The sequence below is a fragment of the Acinetobacter variabilis genome (assembly GCF_000369625.1).
GTDB lineage: Bacteria > Pseudomonadota > Gammaproteobacteria > Pseudomonadales > Moraxellaceae > Acinetobacter > Acinetobacter variabilis.
This window is the reverse complement of record NZ_KB850113.1, coordinates 442,228-462,177: the sequence shown is the minus strand read 5'-3', so window position 1 is coordinate 462,177 and position 19,950 is coordinate 442,228. Positions and strand designations below refer to the sequence as shown.

The 19,950-nt window shown below is 40.9% G+C and carries 16 protein-coding genes and 1 pseudogene; 4 read left to right on the top strand and 13 right to left on the bottom strand.

Going from position 1 to position 19,950, the window contains the following annotated elements; genetic code table 11:
- Positions 1 to 18: 18 nt before the first annotated feature.
- From F897_RS07830 to hemE, 4 genes are all read right to left on the bottom strand, one after another.
- On the bottom strand, positions 19 to 1,905 hold the full coding sequence (locus tag F897_RS07830) for an Lnb N-terminal periplasmic domain-containing protein (RefSeq protein WP_005234841.1): 1,887 nt from the start codon (positions 1,903 to 1,905) through the stop codon (positions 19 to 21).
- 73 nt (positions 1,906 to 1,978) lie between these two features.
- On the bottom strand, positions 1,979 to 2,449 hold the full coding sequence (locus F897_RS07825) for a DUF3015 family protein (protein WP_004782788.1): 471 nt from the start codon (positions 2,447 to 2,449) through the stop codon (positions 1,979 to 1,981).
- A gap of 143 nt (positions 2,450 to 2,592) precedes the next feature.
- Complete coding sequence (locus tag F897_RS07820; RefSeq protein WP_005234838.1) at positions 2,593 to 3,396, bottom strand: DUF817 family protein; 804 nt, start codon at positions 3,394 to 3,396, stop codon at positions 2,593 to 2,595.
- Positions 3,397 to 3,406: 10 nt separating this feature from the next.
- Positions 3,407 to 4,477, bottom strand: coding sequence for a uroporphyrinogen decarboxylase (gene hemE, locus F897_RS07815; protein ID WP_005234836.1), 1,071 nt, complete (start codon positions 4,475 to 4,477; stop codon positions 3,407 to 3,409).
- Positions 4,478 to 4,683: 206 nt separating this feature from the next.
- On the opposite strand from hemE, the gene F897_RS07810 reads away from it, so the two are divergent.
- The 4 genes from F897_RS07810 (at position 4,684) to F897_RS07795 (ending at position 11,207) form a co-directional block, all read left to right on the top strand.
- The gene (locus F897_RS07810; RefSeq protein WP_005234834.1) at positions 4,684 to 5,901 is read left to right on the top strand and encodes a L,D-transpeptidase family protein; all 1,218 of its coding nucleotides are present in this window, start codon (positions 4,684 to 4,686) and stop codon (positions 5,899 to 5,901) included.
- Between the two features lie 164 nt (positions 5,902 to 6,065).
- A complete protein-coding gene (locus F897_RS07805; protein WP_005234833.1) occupies positions 6,066 to 6,764 on the top strand; it encodes a pirin family protein in 699 nt (232 codons plus the stop codon).
- A gap of 296 nt (positions 6,765 to 7,060) precedes the next feature.
- Positions 7,061 to 8,041: a methyltransferase gene (locus F897_RS07800; protein ID WP_005234831.1), complete on the top strand. Its 981-nt coding sequence runs from the start codon at positions 7,061 to 7,063 to the stop codon at positions 8,039 to 8,041.
- 286 nt (positions 8,042 to 8,327) lie between these two features.
- Positions 8,328 to 11,207 (top strand): ImpA family metalloprotease, encoded by a 2,880-nt coding sequence (locus F897_RS07795; protein WP_122959118.1) that lies wholly within the window; start codon positions 8,328 to 8,330, stop codon positions 11,205 to 11,207.
- A gap of 109 nt (positions 11,208 to 11,316) precedes the next feature.
- Here the strand turns inward: F897_RS07795 and F897_RS07790 are convergent.
- The 9 genes and pseudogenes from F897_RS07790 to F897_RS07750 all read right to left on the bottom strand — a co-directional run bounded on the left by F897_RS07790 (position 11,317) and on the right by F897_RS07750 (position 19,840).
- Positions 11,317 to 11,803: pseudogene (locus tag F897_RS07790) on the bottom strand (CinA family protein).
- 599 nt (positions 11,804 to 12,402) lie between these two features.
- Positions 12,403 to 12,600 carry a hypothetical protein gene (locus F897_RS07785; RefSeq protein WP_005234825.1) on the bottom strand — a complete coding sequence of 66 codons (198 nt, stop codon included), beginning with the start codon at positions 12,598 to 12,600 and terminating at the stop codon, positions 12,403 to 12,405.
- A gap of 70 nt (positions 12,601 to 12,670) precedes the next feature.
- Entirely contained in the window at positions 12,671 to 12,898 is a 228-nt protein-coding gene (locus tag F897_RS07780) for a hypothetical protein (protein WP_005234823.1), read from the bottom strand.
- A gap of 102 nt (positions 12,899 to 13,000) precedes the next feature.
- Complete coding sequence (locus F897_RS07775) at positions 13,001 to 13,216, bottom strand: cold-shock protein (protein ID WP_004782814.1); 216 nt, start codon at positions 13,214 to 13,216, stop codon at positions 13,001 to 13,003.
- Between the two features lie 409 nt (positions 13,217 to 13,625).
- Positions 13,626 to 15,326, bottom strand: a complete 1,701-nt coding sequence (locus tag F897_RS07770) for an NAD-dependent malic enzyme (protein WP_005234821.1) — start codon at positions 15,324 to 15,326, stop codon at positions 13,626 to 13,628.
- 651 nt (positions 15,327 to 15,977) lie between these two features.
- Positions 15,978 to 16,739: an energy transducer TonB gene (locus F897_RS07765; RefSeq protein ID WP_005234819.1), complete on the bottom strand. Its 762-nt coding sequence runs from the start codon at positions 16,737 to 16,739 to the stop codon at positions 15,978 to 15,980.
- Positions 16,736 to 17,182 (bottom strand): protein TolR, encoded by a 447-nt coding sequence (tolR, locus tag F897_RS07760; RefSeq protein ID WP_005234817.1) that lies wholly within the window; start codon positions 17,180 to 17,182, stop codon positions 16,736 to 16,738. The genes F897_RS07765 and tolR overlap by 4 nt, the downstream gene beginning before the upstream one ends.
- A gap of 12 nt (positions 17,183 to 17,194) precedes the next feature.
- Positions 17,195 to 17,893 (bottom strand): protein TolQ, encoded by a 699-nt coding sequence (tolQ, locus tag F897_RS07755; RefSeq protein WP_005234816.1) that lies wholly within the window; start codon positions 17,891 to 17,893, stop codon positions 17,195 to 17,197.
- 105 nt (positions 17,894 to 17,998) lie between these two features.
- Positions 17,999 to 19,840, bottom strand: coding sequence for a phytase (locus F897_RS07750; protein ID WP_224213988.1), 1,842 nt, complete (start codon positions 19,838 to 19,840; stop codon positions 17,999 to 18,001).
- Between the last annotated feature and the right edge of the window lie 110 nt (positions 19,841 to 19,950).

Sequence of the window (19,950 nt, the reverse complement as noted above, 5' to 3'; positions counted from 1 at the left end):
GAGGGTATGTTAGCCAAATTAAAAATAATGGACTAAGCCCAGACTCCATTTTTCCCAGTCTTTCGAGTCCTGTTGCTGATATTCCCAGCTCGCCCGAATGGCATTTTGTGCATTCCATGCATATTGCAACTGGCTTTTTAATTTCAGCTGCCACTGATGGGAGTCTTCCCAATACGGTAATTCCACCTGTACTAGGCTATTGATCTGATCCGTCCAGATATTCTGACAACCCACCGTTGGCCCCATACCGATACGCCATCCTTTGTCTAGCGCTTTTCCGGCCTGCACATGATTTTGTAGCTGCACATAGCAGAGATGTTCACGTGCTTTATTTGCCCAGCTATAGCCACCCTGAACCTGAAAATTGGCTACACCATGCTGTTGCTCGGTACTAAACTGGCCATGCTGATCCAGTGCTTCCTGTTTCCAGCCCAGACTAAAACCCCAAGATAACGGCGCTTTAAACGCATTAATTGGGTTATAGGAATTTACTGTAAGTAGATCCAGATGCTCCAGCTTCACGCGGTCATCACGATACTGCAATGCACCATCCAGGAATAATAATTGGGTTCCTGTACGCAGCCCGCCTTGCGGATCCATAAGGTCATGATAAGCCTGACGATGACCAAGCTGCACAAAAGTCTCACCCTGTACTTGCCCAGTTTCAAGAACGATATTTCGGGCATGATGGCTTTGAACCGGATCTATTTTTGGACGCTCTGGCTGCTGACGCTGTTTGTCTATCGCCAACTGACTTCTTAGGCCTAATAATTTGCGAAAGCGTGGCTGGGCAAAAGATTCATCTACTTCTTGACGAAGAAAATCCAGATATAAATGGTCGTAGGCCATTTCCAGAATCTTGGCCTGATCTTCAGCCGGATAATTTTGCAACATGGCTTCCATTTCAGAGGTTTCTGCATACCCTACCTGATGTGCAGTTTTTGCCAAGGATTTGCCATGTTGCCGGGCTTGAGCCAGCAATTGAGTTTCCAGGGCCGGACGATAAGTCTTCTTCCTGATCAGTCCCTGCTGTTCCACTACTTTTAAGGTTTCGACTGGAATTGCGGCGGTATCGAATTGCTGCTGCAAGTTCAGTTCAGGACGCACCAGATCAAAAAGCCCTAATAGACGATAGGCACAGTTATCATTAATGAAATAATAAGGGAAACTTACCTGTTGCATTTCCCAGAGATGCTTCACCAGAAATCCGGTTTCTTCAGGCGTTAGATTAAGTTCATATTCCCATAAATCACGACTTTCAAAGTCACCATATTCCTTGACTTTGCGGTAATACGGCATCAAGGAATATTCACCCGGATATTGGCCGGTCAGCCCTTTCCAGGCAAAGGACCAGTTATCATTGCTGTCAACTGTAGCAGCATAATTGACCGCATAAGACACCAGATTCAGTTGCTGCTGGTCTTTCGGGTCTAGACGCAGCAAAGTATGACCAAACATGGAGCTGGGATTGCTCATATAATCGGTGGCATAAATCAGGGTCGCCTGATAAGGCTTGACTTCATTCATCCAGCGATCAAAATCCGGGCAACTCGCTTCAGGCAGTTGCTGTTCAGAAATATTCAGCTGTTGCATTAACCACTGGCTACGTGCCGGGAATTTACATCGTACAGACTGATTGGATTCTGCGGGCTCAAACAATGCCTGTATATTTTGCTTTAATTCAAGCTGCAGATCTGTCTTGCCCTGCTTTGCCAGAAAATAGCCAGCATAACTGACTTCACTTTTTCCTTCAGTATTGGCATACATCAAACGCTGCCAGGTCGCGGTCTGGTGCAATTTTTTTTGTGTGGCTTGTTCTAGATAAGCTTGAATATCTGGAGAAATTTCGGACGCAAAACTCAGGGGACTCCACAGCAGGGCTGAGAGCAAAAAAGCATATTTCATTCAGTCTACGGTTCTTTTCAATTTTTATTTATAAGAAAACCCTGCCAGGACAGCAGGGTTTTTACAGCGATACTTAGATATAAGCTTTTAATACTTCATCTTTAGCCATGACTGTTTGCAGAGTACTTAACACTTGTAAAGTATTCTGGTTTTCTTCTGAATAGATTTCAGAGAAATTCTGCTTGGATACAGTGAAGAAACGTGCTTTGTCTTCTGCCTTGATATTTAGCAGTTCAGCCAGTACGTTCAGGCTTTCACCTTCACCTACGGCCATATCACGTGCCAATGCCTCAGCATTTTCATTGGTAAAAGTCACAACTTGAGCCGTTACTGTACCGCCCTGGCTACATCCTAAAGTACCGAAAGTAATACCTAGCCACTGGTTAGTAAACAGCACGTTTGTTGTACCTGCAAGCAGCTTAGGAATAATGCCTGACTGGCCTGCCCAGACCTGGCTACCAATACCACAACCTACATCTCTATCCGCCATCGCCATACCAGAACCCGTTGCCAATACCACAGCGAGCATAATCTTTTTTAACATACTTATTCTCCGGTTATTCTCATGCATCTTTTGTTATTACGCTAATGATGTAATCTTCATTACACATTCAGGAGAGTAGCGGGAAGTCTAATTTGGCGCAATGAAAAAAATGTCCAATTTACATAAACATAAACAGAATAGTTTTACCGGTTTTTTAGGCTCCAGTTACCTTGAGAATTACGCTGTCCTAGAATCTTTAACACCAGCACCAGACTGAGCAATAAAAGTAAATACCAGGAACCGAGCTTGCCCCAACCGACCATATGCCATTTTTCTACCTGGCTTGGATATAACCAGATCTGATAAAAGGTACTGATATTCTCTGCCACCCAGATAATAAACGCCAAGATCAACAGGACAGGCAACATCGGTAGCTGAAAAGCGTGCTGATTCAACTGAAACCGAATTCTGGTTTTCCAGAACATCACTACACTCCAGACAAATAACAGCAAACGATAGTCGGGAATGAAGAATTTACTCATAAAGTTGATGTAGGACAGTACTGCCAAAGCCAGCATATGGCTAAAGGGCGGCAATTTTTCAAATGAGACTTGGTATAAGCGTAAGGAACGTGCAAAAAAACTGCCGACAGCCGAATACATAAAGCCAGCAAATAAAGGCACAGTCAGTATTTTAAAAATTGCAGGTTGTGGATATTGCCAGGATGCAATTGCCGGATGGGTCAGGAAAATTTCCATGACCATCGCCATGATATGGAACAAGGCAATTACTTTGGCTTCGGCCCAGGATTCCAGTTTGGTATAGAGCAATACTACCTGAATCAGTAAAGCGAAAAATAATAGATAGTCATAGCGGTAGAAACCGTAAAAAAGTTCACTACCCATTGATGCAGTTTGTGCAAAAGCAAGCAGGAGCAGAATCCCAAATAAGGCAGCCGAAGCTGCCTTATAGGTAAATTCAAACCCTGATTTAAAAAAGTCGATCAACGTTTACATCCTAAAGATATTTAGCGCTGTACTCATGTACGGTATCAATAAATACTTTAGGATTGGTTGGATCCACCCACTGGGTAATGCCATGACCTAAGTTGGCTACATAGCCAGTTTTTTCACCGTTGGCATAGGCATCATGCAGCATCAGCTTGGTTGCTTTAGCAATCGCGTCCGGAGTGCCATATAAAGTCGCTGGATCCAGGTTGCCTTGTAACGCAGCACGACCTGCAACAGTCTGGCGTGCAACATTGAGCGGTGTGGTCCAGTCCAGGCCAAAGGCATCTGCACCGGTCGCAACCATTGGCTCTAGCCATTGACCGCCACCTTTGGTAAACAGAATCACTGGAATCTTGCGGCCATCTTTTTCACGTTGCAAACCTGCCACAATTTTTTGCATATAATTAAGTGAGAATTCAATATATTCACGATGAGCAAGTGCCCCGCCCCAGCTATCAAAGATCTGTACCGCCTGAGCACCGGCATCAATCTGGGCATTTAAATATTCGGTTACGGCATCTGCCAAACGCTCTAATAAAGCATCCAGAACTTCTGGCTGTGCGTACATCATGTTTTTAGTGAAACGGAAGTCTTTACTCGAACCCCCTTCAACCATATACGTCGCCAAGGTCCACGGGCTGCCGGAGAAGCCGATCAATGGTACTTGCCCACCCAAAGCCGAACGAATGGTCGACACCGCATTCATTACATAATCAAGGTCAGACTTGGCATTAAATTTGGGTAAATTAGCCACATCCTGTTCAGTCCGCACAGTTTTGTGGAATTTCGGACCTTCACCTGCTTCAAAATAAAGACCCAGACCTAAAGCATCCGGAACAGTCAGAATGTCCGAAAATAAAATGGCCGCATCCAGCTCATAACGGCGTAAAGGCTGTAAAGTCACTTCACAGGCAAAGTCAGTATTTTTGCAAAGAGAAAGGAAATCCCCTGCTTTGGCACGTGTTTCTCGATATTCTGGTAAATAACGGCCTGCCTGACGCATCATCCATACAGGGGTAGTATCTACAGGTTCACGTAACAATGCGCGCAGAAAACGATCATTTTTTAAGGTCGTCATTCACTTTCCTATCTATCTTTGATATTGCCCACATCATAACAAAATGACTGCATTTTGAATAACTTCTCATGACTTTAAAAACCGATCATGTTAAGTGATCAAATGTGAGGAATTACACAAAAGAACTACTGCATCTCCACATTTTTTCTGTAATACTTATAGTGTTTTTTCACATAGTTAACGAAATATTTTTAAGGTTGAGTTACATGTTCGTTCGCACAATGCTCGCTGTGAGTCTAGGTTGCATTTTCGCAGGTACTGTTTTCGCTGCGTCTACTGCTGAACAACCATTAAATCCCCAAGTTGTCACTGATGTTGCGGTACAGGATCCGATTGACCCTTTAGCGACTGAAGCTTCGGCAGCACAAGCAGAAACTCGAATTAGTGCTCAAGAACAACAAGATCTGAAGAAAGCTTCTGAAGCATTAGATGTATTACAAAATACTGAAGACCAGACGGCCGATATTGGTGTTGCTTCAACCAAGACTAAAGCACCGACGAATTCTGCTGCTGCGAAAGCATCTTGGACTTTAGATGGCCTTAATAATGCAAGCTGGTATGAAGATATTGGTAAAGGCCAATTTCCGGTGTATGCACGTGCGCATGTCATGTTGAATAATGCCCATGCTTCTCCAGGTGCGATTGACGGTACTAGCGGTAAAAATACCTTGAAAGCGATCGCATCTTTCCAGCAAATGAATGGTATTAAACCAACAGGTACGTTGACTCAGGAAACTTGGGATGCCCTATTGGCTAAACAAGGTTCTAAGCCTGCTTTTGTAGAATACACCATCACTGAAGAAGACCTGAAAGGTCCTTATGCCGAGTCTATTCCTTCTGACTATGCCTTACAGGCAAAAATGAAAGGTCTATATTACACTCGCGTAACTGAAATGCTGGGTGAAAAATTCCATATGGATGAAGACTTTTTGAAAAAGTTAAATCCAAAAGCTACCTTTAAGAAAGCTGGGGAAAAGCTGATTGTTGCCAATATCCGCAATGAAGTTCCTGAAGATATTCATTTGATTGTGGCGCATAAAGGTGCTAAGCAGCTTTATCTGTTCAATAGCCGCAACCAGATGATCGCTTCTTTCCCGGCAACGATTGGTAGTTCAAGTACTCCATCGCCAACAGGAACTTATAAGGTGACTGGCGTAGCGAAAAACCCATGGTATAGCTACTCGCCATCTAACTTTGTTCAAGGCAATAACAAGAAACCACTTTCTTTACCACCTGGTCCAAACGGTCCTGTAGGTAATATCTGGATTGGTTTAAGCAAAAAATCATTTGGTATTCACGGTACACCGAATCCTTCTGCAATCTCTAAAACTGCGTCACATGGCTGTATCCGTCTGACTAACTGGGATGCGAATGATTTAGGCCGTAAAGTGAAATCAGGTGTAACTGTCCGTTTCCTTGAATAATCTTTATTTAAATACCTAAGCCCGCTTACGAGTGGGCTTTTTTTATACCTACATCCTTTTGTATCGTTGCGAAAATGCAATGATCTGTCGCCTGTTTATGATTTTTTAAGAATTAAAACAACGGTATGATGATCTCAAGTTAAAAATTAAAGTGAGATAAACCCATGAAAGCTTTTCTACATCCAAGTGAAAATCGTGGTCATGTAAAAATGGGCTGGCTGGAATCTAGACACAGCTTCTCATTTGGCAACTGGTACAATCCGAACTATATGGGCGTGAGTGCTTTACGTGTCATTAATGACGACCTGATTGATGCACATCAGGGCTTTGGTACCCATCCGCATGACAATATGGAAATCCTGACCTGTGTATTGAAAGGTACGATTACTCATCAGGACAGTATGGGCAATCATGGCGGTATTGCAGCAGGTGAATGGCAACTGATGAGTGCCGGAACCGGTGTACGTCATAGTGAAATGAACCAGAGCGATGAACAGGTACATCTCCTGCAAATCTGGATCATTCCGAATGAACGTGATGCTCAGCCGAATTATCAGCAAATTCGGCTGGATGCAAAAGAACAACCGAATCAATGGCATTTAATCTGTGGACCGAATGACAATGCACCCATGCACATTCGTCAAAATGCAGAAGTCAAAACCGCAGTGATCCATCAAGGCCAAAGTCTGAATATCAACGCAACCCAGCATATCAATTATGTACATGTGATTTCTGGCTCAGTACAAATTGCAGAATATACAGTTGAAGCTGGTGGTGCGATTGCCTTTATGGATGATGCAGAAATTAAAGCAATTGAAGATGCGCAAGTGATCTGGTTTGATTTACCAGAAGCTACTCATTAAAGCTTCTATTTATATTCAGTCTATGCCGACTCATCACTTGATCAGTCGGCATTTTTTATAGGAAAAATATAGTGATTCATTCTTTATAAGGATTTGAACTTCAATATACCGCTATACAAATTAAACCAATTCACATTAGTTTTTTACCGAACAACAGTAAATTTTGGGCGAAGATTGAGCTGATCTATTTTGATTGAATCAATATAGCGAATGGCTGTTCTGGTCATTATCTTGTATAGATTAAACAGGTGTATGCACCTTTTCATTTATTCTGAATAAACCGAAGAGCATATCTAATGAACCAGATTTTAGAAATTCAAAATAGCCAGCAACAAGCTATGCGCTTTTTATTAGACTTTTTAAAACAGCAGCAATATCAGTTTACCGCTATTACGCCACTTTCCCATCAACGGATTCTGGATCGCAAAAGAAGCGAGAAAAATAAACAGAAAACCCTACAGGATATCTTTGGCTGGAATCTGGAATTTACAATTACCGATCTTGATCCTGTTCTTTTTTCATTATTGTTAGAACATCAGCTTCTAGAAGTTCAGGATAATGCATATAAAAGTCTGGTCAGAGTCGCATCACTCGAAGACGAATTATTTATTCATTCAGCCTTTCCTACGACCCAACAGGACGCTGTTTTTTTTGGTCCTGATACTTACCGTTTTGCCTATCATTTAAAGCAGTATTTATCTTGCCAGGCCAATTCTTTTAAGCGGGCGGCTGAAATATGCTGTGGTACTTCTGCTGCTGCAATTCATATGGCTAAACATTTTCCAGATCATGAGGAAATCTTTGTCGCAGATCTGAATCCGAAAGCTCTTCTCTATAGCCAGATTAATATCGATTTTTCAGGTTTTAATTCGATTCATCCTCTGCAGAGTAATTTATTTTCTGGTCTTGAAGGTCAGTTTGACCTGATTTTTGCCAATCCCCCTTATTTAGTTGATCCAGATCAACGGCAATACCGTCATGGAGGCAATAAACTGGATGGCAATGAATTGTCTTTTAAGATTATTAAACAGGGTTTACAGCGACTCAGTCCAGATGGACATCTATTTTTATATACTGGCGTCACTATTTGTCAGGATGGCAATCGCTTCTTGCAACATCTGGAAGCTTTGATGAAACAGCATCAAAATATTGACTGGTCTTATGAGGAAATTGATCCGGATATTTTTGGTGAAGAGTTAGAGCAACCTGCTTATCAACATGTAGAAAGAATTGCGCTGGCCCTACTCAAGTTCGAAGTCAAAACTGATAAAACATGAAATTTCAGCTCGGGTCGAGGCTATTTTTAAACTGCGGCCTAATTAAAACAAATAAAAATTAACTCAATCCGCATCACATTAAATATTATTCTTAATAAATATTTATCATTTAAAAACATATACTTAAATTAAATATTAGTTCTATTTTATCACTACTTACTTCTATAATTCTCATCTGATATTTACGACAACTTTAAAAATAATGTCGTCTTTTTGGTTATACCTTGGGGAAAATTGTGGAAAGAAATTATTTGAGGTTGAGAACAGCCTTACTGACCTTATCGCTATGATCAGTCTGATTGCCTGTGGTGGAGGTGGCAGTAGCGGAACATCTTCTCCTGCAGAAACACCAGATTCTGCTGTTAATCCACCATCAACAAATAATCCACCTGATAACGAGGAATCATCCCCCTCACCTGTAGAAACACCTCATGGCAGTACACCACCTTTAAATCCACAAACGCCAACAACCACCCGGATTAATAAGGCATTGAGTACAGGTGACGCGATACCTTTAACTGAGCAGGATTCAACTGCACTACTAGACTGGGCCTTACAGCTCGCCAAGCAACGACAAACGTGGCAAAAGGGTTTAATTACCTCACTCTATACCAGTTCGAATGGCAAAGTTTTGCAACCTCAACTGCAATTTACGCCAACTGCTTCGATTAATCTTTATCCTTATGATTTAAGCGCGGCTTTGCCCATCGCAGTTTCAGATCAAGCTTGTGGCTGGAATTTAAGTCAGCAGGCGAATAAAGGCTGTGGTCTGGGAGTCGCATCACAAATCGGTAAAGGCCGTGCGCTGGCTTTTGGCCAGAATATGCTCAGGGGGATCTCAGCGAATAGTCCTGACGTGGTAGATTTTGCGCCCGTGCTCAACAATGGTTTTCGCTGGCTTTTGACGGGGAAAACACAGGCACAGCCTAAACAAGAACTAAAACTTACCGTTAATGGCCTGGCACAAACTAACCTGAGCATGATAGAAAATTATTTTGCCCAGCATTTAGGGGTTAAAGTTACCTTTCTACAATGTAATGTACTGGATCAAACCAATACCTGCTGGAAAGATGCTGACCTGATGATTTTAGGCAGTAATATCGGCGCCAATAATTTTGAATCCAGCTTGATTCAGGAATATCTGGAGGCAGGTAAGCTAATATATTTCCAGGCAATGGGTTATAACGTCACTACACCGATAGAAAAAATCTTTTCGGCATTGAAGATTGAGACCAATAATAATTACTGGCGTGGCCAAGATACTTTACTCATGTCTTCAGGACATTCCATCACGGATCAATGGAATAAAGTGAATGACATCGATAGTACGATCCAAATGCTGGAATATTTCAAGTCACCAAGTGCAGCACACCTAGGTGATTTAAATGCCAATAATCCGTTGATTCAAACCATCAATAAAGCTTCTACCAATCTACAAAATTTAAATGCACAAGGCATTACTGCATTTAGCGCAAAAAATAATAATCAGATTCTAAAAGCTTTGGTGTTATTGGCAGATCTCTGGCGTCCAGACGTGAATTACAGCGGACTGTCGAAAAATGGCGATACTCTGACTTTTATGCGTACTTATGCCAGTGATTCCTGGACGGACTATAAACGCAAAACCACATTGGTGAATCCAAATGGTGCCGGTGATTATATGCCAGCCTCTGCACAAAACATGGCTGTCAGTGCGCAAGCCGAAACCATTACTGTGACCATTCCGCAAGGCAGCGGAATTACCGCAATTGGTCGTGCCAGCATCCCGGGCAAGCCTGTCAGTATTGAGATTGTTGATGCTCAAGGTGCGCAGCTTTCAGTCCAAACCAGCTATTTACGTGCCTGGGGCAATCCCTTTGATGATGGCGGCTATAAACGTCCTCGCCGACCAAACAGTTTCGCCGTAAAATTAGACGCCACTCAAAGCAATGACTTTATCAGCCCGTTCGGTGGACCATTGATGTTGAATTACAGCAATGCCAAAGCAGGCTCTGTGGTGACCTTAAAAATCAAAGGTGCAGCAAAATATGCACATTATGATTTTACTCAAACGATCACTGAAGCGGATATTAGCGAAGCCACCAGCATCCTGCAAAGTAGAAACTTCGGCTGGAACACTTTTAAATTTGTTGGTGGTGAAATTCAGCAGACCAATGACTATGCGTTAAAAGCCATTGGTGATCGATCAGCACGTACCTATGTGGATCAGATTAAGGGCGTAATCTTTGACAGTAACCACATTGCCAACGGTTATAACAATATGCCGCTGGATAGCAGTACGGCACAGCGTTGTAATGAATTAGGCTGGGATTGTATCGGCAAAGTTCATCGTGCCCCGAATGTTCAGCATTTTGTGGGCTGGATTGCGACCTGTGGCTTCCTATGCTCAGGAAATCCATCAGATGGGTCAACTGGCATTGATACCGGTTGGGGCTGGGTGCATGAACTGGGACATAATACTGTTCAGGATGTCTTAACCATGGTATTCCCTTCCATTGAAACCAGAAAACCTATTGGCTGCGGAGTGGAATGTAATAACAACATTCTGGCGGGTTTAAGCATGATGAGTAAATATCATCTATATGCTCAGGACAGTAATGGCAGCAACTTCCGCCACCCAACTTTATATGCCAATATCAAGGATACACGAAGTCTTGGTTTATCAGGTGAAGCACAACGTGCCGCAATGGAAAAACGCTTATGGCAAGATGGCTATCATGTATCGATGCAGGCCTTCCATATCCAGATGGCCATGAACTATACCCGTTTACATCAAGGTAAATCGCGACCTGATCTTCAGGGTGTATTTGAGTTCATACGCTTACTGAATACTTCACAACGTTTGTATAATCAGATTGATTTAAGCAAAGCATCTCAAGCAGATAAGAATAAACTGGGATTAGGCGCCTTTAATGCGAAAAGCATGAGCCGCCCTGACCTGATTTATGTGCTCAGTTCAAAAATCATGGGCTATGACCTAAAAGATTTTTATGCACTTTATGGCTTGCCTGTCACTGCAACCGCCCATGCTTCAGTCGCTATGCTTAATCTGCCTACCGCACCTTTGTATTTCTATGCGCAACCGGATGGCGGTTCAAATCGCTTGGCAACAGGACAATCGCTCACCATTCCAACGCATGGCCCTGTCCCTAATTATCCTTATTAATTGATCGATCAAATATAAAAAAATCCCCTCTTCGGCTGGGATTTTTTTATAGCAGAGCATTTTCATGATCAGTGTATGAGCGACCATCAAAAGCTAAATAAATAGCGATTTACTTATTTCTCTTGTCTCGACTGCCCTCAAGGATTTCAATTAAGCTCAGATTGATATTTCTTGCCAGTTTTTTTAATTTCTCTCTCGGTTTACCTCTGCAAAGAAAGCGGAAACTATAAAGCTCATCCTTATAAGAAATCACATAGAAAAAAGTTCCTACTGGCTTTTTTTTGGTTTCTGTCCCGCCTCTTTTTAATAGTCCTGTACAGGCAATATAAATATCAGAATAAAACATTTTCTTGGCTTTTCTGACCATTTCCTGCGTGACTTCCATAGATTCCGGGGTATATTTTTTAATAAATTCAGGTTTGATTTTTAAAATATTCTCTTTGACACCCATGTCATAACACACCAGTCCGCCATATAAAATATCACCCGAATATTTATTTTGGGAAAATCGGTAAGCCAGGTAACCTGCTGATGCACTCTCTAGAAAAGTAATACTTAATTTTTTTTTTGGCGAGTAATTTTATACATTTATTCATAGAATAAACTCCTGACTTTATGATCATCTATTGAGTATTAAATATTCAAAAAGAAAAGATTAAATACTTAGCGTCTGAATGTCCTAGTAAAACGGCTTTGTTGCATAAATACATAACCAACTGATTTTGTTCATTTAATTTTTAGGTTGAAATTCATACAAACCTATTTAAATCAGAAGCTTACAAAATCTTTATGCAACAAAGCCTAGTAAAACTAAAACTGAATTGCCTTTGCTCACCACTTTAAACCAGCTGTATATCCTCAGTCATTTATATGACTTAAGTTCATACCAACGAAACTTATAATAACCTTGACGGGTTTTAACTCTGATTGGCTTTCTGATTTGATGTGTATTAGATTTTTTATAGGTTGATAATAGTTTTATGCCTAAAAGCATAAGTAGTAGAAGATATAAAATAGGGATCACTGAAATGATGGCTAAGTCGATTTAAATATGGGCTAAAAATGCGCTTATTAATTCAGGACTTATTTATAAGATGATGAATAGGTTTAATTATCAAGTTTATAATTTCAAAGACAAAATCCTGGCAAGAGACTAGGATTTTTTATATTCACTTTTGGTCATGTCACATGACCACTAAATAATTTTGAAAATTTTGCCGCGGATGGTGCTTTGAAAAAACATTTCAAAACTTGGGCGAATATTTTCACCTTCAATTGTAATATGTTTGACGTTAGAATCCGATTGGGTATGAACAAAATCAGGGTCAACAGTAGCTTGAATCACGTATTGAACACCGAATTGATCTTTCACACTGATATTTTGTTTAAGCATAAATAAACCTTTAATAATGATTATGAGAGAGATCGGCTAGAAATTGGTTAGCCAATATATAATTTAAATATTAAATAACTTTATGATTTAATTTAAATAATTTATTTAAAGATGTATAAAATGTACGACCGTCTAGATTCAGGTCAACTTCGATTCCTGATTGAAGCAGCACTCTTTTACCTACTTCAATTTCCTTAAAACCTTGACGTGTATTTTGCATTTTATTCAAGGGAATCAAAGAAACAATAATTTCTGTACCATTTTTAGATTTTGCAATTAATTCATTAATTTTTAACAACTTGTATCCTATTTTTATACTTCTTCCAATCTAGAAAAAGCTTTTTAAATTTCATTTAAAACAATAAAAAAACACTGATGCGTGCTTTTTTATTCTAAAGACTTATAGCGCAGTAATATTTACAGCATTTGGGCCTTTTTGACCTTGAACTACGCTGAATTCAACTTGCTGGCCTTCCATTAAGGTTTTAAAACCTGAACTGGCAATTTCACTGAAATGAGCAAAAACATCTGGACCAGATTCTTGTTGAATAAAACCGAAACCTTTAGTCTCGTTGAACCACTTTACAGTACCTTTAACAATATTTGAGTTTGACATAATAAAACCTATTAATTTTTAGTCATCTGAATGACCAGTTGTAACTTTGAAAATAATAAAGAATGGAACTTAAAATCTGGATAAAACGAAGGATTATGAATAAAACGACGATACTTAAGGAAGATTTTTTGCAACAAGACTTTTTTCTAGTTAAGGCCAGTATATAGGAAGATTTAAACTAATCAAGTTTTCTTATATATATATTTAATTACCTTATAAATAGTATTTTTTATTTACAGAATTTTTATTAAATTTCAATTACTTGATAAAATAAAACCGTATTGTTTGAGTAGGTTGAACTTCTACATTTTAGATTACCTTCGCTTTCTCCAAACAAAAAAGAAGCAGAGAAATAACAATGTCATCGCTCTGCTTTACTTAATATTAGGCCGCCCTTTTCCTAATAATATTAAAAGGTCACACGCTTATATTCCCGATATTCCGGTATCCAGAAATTCGTATCAATGGCTTTTTGCAGCACATCAAAACCAACTTTTGGAGCAACGCCATCATCAATCGCAGCTTGCGCAACCCTTAAGGCAATAATCTTGGAAATATGCTGGATCTGATCCAGATCTGGCAACAAGTTGGCAGTTGGATCCTGAAGTTTTGGAGAGCATTCTGCTAAGGCATTACTTGATGCCATCAGCATATTATCCGTAACACGTGTAGCACCTGAAGCAATCACGCCTAGTCCAATTCCCGGAAAAATATAAGAGTTATTGCATTGAGAAATAGTATAAATCTGTTCCTGATAATTAACGGGTGCAAATGGACTACCTGTAGCAATCAAAGCTTTTCCATTGGTCCATTGAATAATATCGGCTGGAACAGCTTCTACGCGAGAAGTAGGATTCGATAAAGGAAAGATAATCGGATGTTCACAATTTTCAGCCATTGTCGTGACCACATCTTTGCTAAATAATCCCGGCTGTCCAGATACCCCAATCAGTACTGTAGGTTTTGCATATTTAATGACATCCAATAGAGAAATAATCTCTTCAGCATTTCCCCATTCAGCAATATTTTCTGGTTCTTGGGCCAGTTTTCTCTGGAAATTTAATAGGTTTGGCTGATTCTGGGTAATAAGGCCGAAGCGATCCACCATAAAGACCCGCTTACGTGCCTCTGCATCAGTCAGGCCTTCTGCTACCATTTTTGCCACAATCTGTTCAGCGATCCCACAACCGGCTGAACCTGCTCCCAAAAAGGCAATGGTCTGGTCTTTTAGTTGCTTATTAGACGCATAGGAAGCTGCAATCAGACTGCCTACTGCCACAGCTGCCGTACCCTGAATATCGTCATTGAAGCAACATACTCGATCGCGATATTTTTCCAGTAAAGGCATGGCATTGTGCTGGGCAAAATCTTCAAATTGAATTAGCGCATCGGGCCATCTTTGCTGAATCGCCTGTATCACCATTTCGACAAATTCATAATATTCATCACCAGTGATACGAGGCTGACGCCATCCCATATAAATCGGATCATTCAACAACTGCTCGTTGTTCGTGCCCACATCCAAAGTAATCGGTAAAGTATAGGCGGGACTAATACCTCCGCAGGCCGTATATAAAGCCAGCTTTCCAATCGGAATGCCCATTCCACCAATGCCCTGATCGCCTAAACCAAGAATGCGCTCTCCATCTGTAATCACGATCACTTTGACATTTCTTCGATTTACATTATATAGGATATGCTCAATATGATCCCGATCCGGATAGGAAATAAAAACCCCGCGATGACGGCGATAAATCTTGGAAAAATGCTGACATGCCTCTCCTACCGTTGGCGTATAGATGATCGGCATCATTTCGCTTAAGTGATTTTCGATCAAATGATAGAAAAGCGTCTCATTGGTGTCCTGGATGTTACGTAGGTAAATATGCTTATTGATTGCATCATTGAATGAGCAATATTGCTGATACGAACGCTGACTTTGCTCCTCAATCGATTCGATCGCTTGGGGCAAAAGTCCATGTAAATTAAAATGAATACGTTCTTCTACAGAGAAAGCTGAGCCTTTATTCAGCAATGGGAGTTCAAGTAATGCAGTGCCTGCATAGGGAATATAAAGTGGACGTTTAGGATTCAGAGGTTCAGTTGCCATTTTTAACTCGCACTTTAAGATTCGACATGAATGAAAGCCGAAAAGAACAAAAAATTATCCTACTATCCTAGTCGACTTTCAGCTGTTTCAGTCATTCAGCGAATTAATAATGAAAAATGTTCTATTTAATAAACTGATAACGGCAATAAAATAAGCTTTAAATTTTTGTATCCTCTTGTCAGATAAAAATTTAGATCATACTTTTTTTAATTGAGACTTATTAGATACTTGTTATGTGCTCACCTCAAACAACTCAGTTAGTTCAAATTTTGGCAATAAAAAAAACATACTTAAAAAAGGCAGATAAGATGTGCAATTAAAGAAATAGTTGGTTTTATAATACAGTGCCTATGCTCATCAGTAAAAGTATTTAACTCAGACAGGCGCAAGACTTGTTCTAGACTTGCTTCTTTAGCTCATCTACACTGCCCAATTACACTAACTCAAATTAATATAATACTTTACAATATTCATTTTGGCCATATAGCTGATATTGGAGAATTCGCTACACTAGGTAACATCCATAATAATTCCAATATTATTTTACTGCACAAAAAAATCTTTCAAATTAGATATATTTGCTCCACTAAATTATGAAATCCTCATCAAAAATGATTATATATATCTAGAATTTTGGTTATTATTCAACAATTAAATTTCAATCCTATATTGGAAAGTATTTTTAACATTCGATACACTGGTTGGTTTGCCATCGACGAGACGAGGCTGGTATTTAAAAGTGAGTGCAGCCTGAATCGAAGGTCGTACAAACATCGGATGGCAGTCACCTTGTGCCTTTGGATTTTCTACCCGTCCTTTTTCATTCACGTTATACACCACCGTACAATCCCCCTCCAGCTTACGATCCAAAGCTTGTTCAGGGTAAGCTGGTGCTATTTTTACAACAGGTTGATAATTTTTAACATCAAATGATTCAGGATGAGTTTGTGCTTTAGGTTCTACTGATTTCTGGGTCTTCGTCTGAGTTGGTATATCCGCTTGGGACTGCGTATCTACTGTTTTCTGAGATTCCGCTACTGCCGTTTGCTTTTCCGTCACGACTTGCTGTGTCGGTTTAGCCGCTGTAGGTACAATTTTGCTACTCTGTGACTCTACAAACTTCTTGGTGGTTTTCGGTTGGACTTCAGTAGGTTTCTCAAGCTGTTTTTTGACAGGCTCATGTAAGGGTTTTTCTTCGACTATCGGCTCAGGCTTTTTAGGTTCAGGTTGTTGTTTGATTGGAGGGGGTATTTGCACAAATTGTAATTGAATGGTTTTCGGCTTGGGTTCCGCCAATGTTTCATGCATCTCAACCGTACATAACCATGCAATTAGCGCAATATGCAATCCAGCCGTGACCGAAAGTGCTAGACCTTGATCACGAAACCTAATTTTGGAAACGGTTGCCATCATGATTGTGGTTCCTCTGTCACTAGCCCCAAGTTCGTTACCCCACTTTTTTGCAAGGCTGCTATGGCCTGTGCAACCAGTTGATAATCAGCATTCTGATCGGCACGTACATAAAACTGTAAGCTTTTATCTTTTTGAATAATCGGAACGAGCTTTTGTTGCATAGTGGCTAAATCAATGGCCTGATCCGTAACTTTCTCGGTATTCACTTCTGATCCAATATTCCAGTAATACTGGCCATTGGCTTGAATAGATAAGGTTACAATACGCTGCTGTTGTGACGCGGGCATGACATTGGCATCCACTTTAGGCAAATCAATTTGAATGCCTTGCGTCAACATTGGTGCAGTCACCATAAAAATTACCAACAATACCAACATGACATCAATATAAGGAACCACATTCATTTCAGCATTGGGTTTTAATTTTTGAGGACGCTTAATCATGGTTCTTGCTCCTTAACGCGAAGTGCGCTCAGTGTGCCCCAACAAACGATAAATACGCGTTTGCAACTCATTGGCAAAACCGTAATAACGACTGGAAAGCTTGTCAGCACGTGCCGAAAAACGGTTATACGCCACGACTGCAGGAATAGCGGCAAATAAACCAATGGCTGTCGCAATCAGCGCTTCTGCAATCCCTGGGGCAACTGTATTGAGGGTTGCCTGTTCAACGGCAGACAGTCCTATAAACGCATTCATAATGCCCCAGACCGTTCCAAATAAGCCTATATACGGGCTGACTGAACCAACTGTTGCGAGAAAGGTCAGATTCTGCTGAAGCTTTTCTTCTTCCTCACTGATGCTACTGAGTAAACGACGTTCTACCCCATCAATCACATCACTTGTGGTGAGTTGCTCATCTTTGATCAATTGATGGTATTCATCCACCCCATGTTGAAAAATGCTGACAACGCCTTTTTGTTGTGCAGGCTGTTGGTAATCTTGCTGTAAAAGCTTGAGATCTTTTTGCTGTCTAAAATTCTTTAAAAAACGGTTCCAAAGCTGCTCTTGTCCACGAAGTAACATGCCGTGACGCACGATTAAATACCAACTTATGACTGAGGATAAAACCAAAATCAACATCACTACTTTTACCAACACACTGGCATGGCTAATCAACATCCAAACTGACATTTGATCCATCGTTGCTTGCATAACGCACTCCAATTTTTTTACTGCATGGTGCAGTACATATATATTTTTAAAATGGGCTGTGATTCTTTAGCAGCCCATGTACTCACTCAGGTACTAAAGCGCTATTTAGTCCAAATGCAGGGCTTGAGCGATTTTTTCCCAAGGCACATATTTAAAGTTCTGATTGGTTTCAGGCATACGTTTACGTCCGTCTTGCACCACCAACATGCCTCGCTTCCATTTGCCACCAAAATTTAGGGAACTCACATCCAGTCCATCTGTTTCAGACACAGCGTCAATGCCTTTTTCGGTATTGATGCCAATACGAAATGCGCCACGAACCGTGTAAGGTGCAGCGGCATCAAGCACCACAAAGCTGTCATTGCCTTGGCTTGAAACCACCAAATAACTTTGGTTTTTGCCGTGATAAAGTCCCATCCCCTCAATGTCATCATGCATCACATCTCCTACACCTATCACCTGCTGCATAGGAAGCTGAGTTTGTAGGTTGAGATCTTTTACCCACACCGCGACATCTTCTTCACCCAAGAAAATACGCCCTTTGGCATCGTCTACGACACAGCCTTCAGGTTGGGTTTTCACTGAAAAACGTTGTACTTCTTCAGCCCTTAATTTTTGCTGTGCAGCCGTGATGTGGTATTGAACAAAAGTCCCGTTTTTATCGTTGGGAATGGCATAGATTTCCCCTTGAGCGTCGCGGTACATGCAAATGCCATAGATATCATCCAATGTGGTTGCTAACTCGCCAAGCACAGAAACCTTGCCCGTTTTGGGTTGAATCGCAAAGAGATGCAGGCTGTTATGATCTCGGTTCGATGCCACCGCCAAATCGACTGTCTGATTGCCCCATTTGAAACCGTGGCGTACATCGACATTATTCAATCGCCCTACTGGCAAGTACTGCACAGTTTTACCCTGTAAGTCGTTAACCTGTAGACCACCTTGTTTATCTGTCGCTAGAATACGGGACTGACTCGGCTGTGCAGCGTTATGCCAAATCGCAGGATCATCAGCCGCGTCACCTGTACTTGGCACACCCTCCGTCTGCACTTCTGCTGGAATAGTAATGATATTTTGAGCTTTGGTCTGGGTCTGCGTTTCCCATTCTACATCTGTCACTTTCACGGTTTTATCATCTAAAATCAGCAAGGATTTATCAGTTAAATTACCTTGAACACTCAAAGTCTCTGCTTCTTTCACCGTGTCTAGTTGTAAAGGCGGCTGTGCTTTCCATTGCTTATCTTGCTTTTGATAACGATAAAGCAAAGGTTTTTCTGCATCGAGTACCGCGACATGATCATCTACAATCGCAATTGCAGAAGGTGAACCTTGAATCGAACCAAAGGGTTGCACGAGATCCACCGCCTGACGCACCATGTCTGCTTCAGAATGAGCTGGATATGCCCAAATGCCAACATTAGCTTCATTAATAAACAACTCTGCTGTGGCATCATTCACTTTGCATACACTACTAGCAGGTGGAAAACTGAGACGGCGTACCAACTGTGGTTGAACCAAAGCCTTCTCATGCTGAGCCACCAACCATTGTTCACCAAGCCCCTCTTCACCTACTAAAAAAGCAAAACTCAGCCCTTGAGCATCGGTATATAGGCAAACATCTTCAGACTTAAATGAACGCTTTGGAATAAAACTAGGCTTGTCCCATGCTTTATTTTTTAAGTTCATGCTCATCAGTTGAATTTGCTGTTGTTGCAAATTCGACGCAGCAATCAATAAATGCTCCGAACCAATCCGATAATCAAAACGCCCAAACTGACCTTGAATTTGATGTAGTACATTTTGTTGATCATCTAAAATTTGTAGCCCTTTATTTTTACTACTCAACAGTGCGGCAACTTCAGGCCATGCACTTAAGGTTAACCATTGCACATCCTCAGTTTTCGCCCCATTCATGTCGACTTCACGTAATTGCAACTTCGCTGCCATAGGCTGATCTATTGGTATTTCAACCGAGCTTAACGAATGGCTATTTTGCGGAGCTCGGGGCACGCTGTGCTGACTGCATGCGCTCAATAACAGCAAGCAACTGCTTAAAG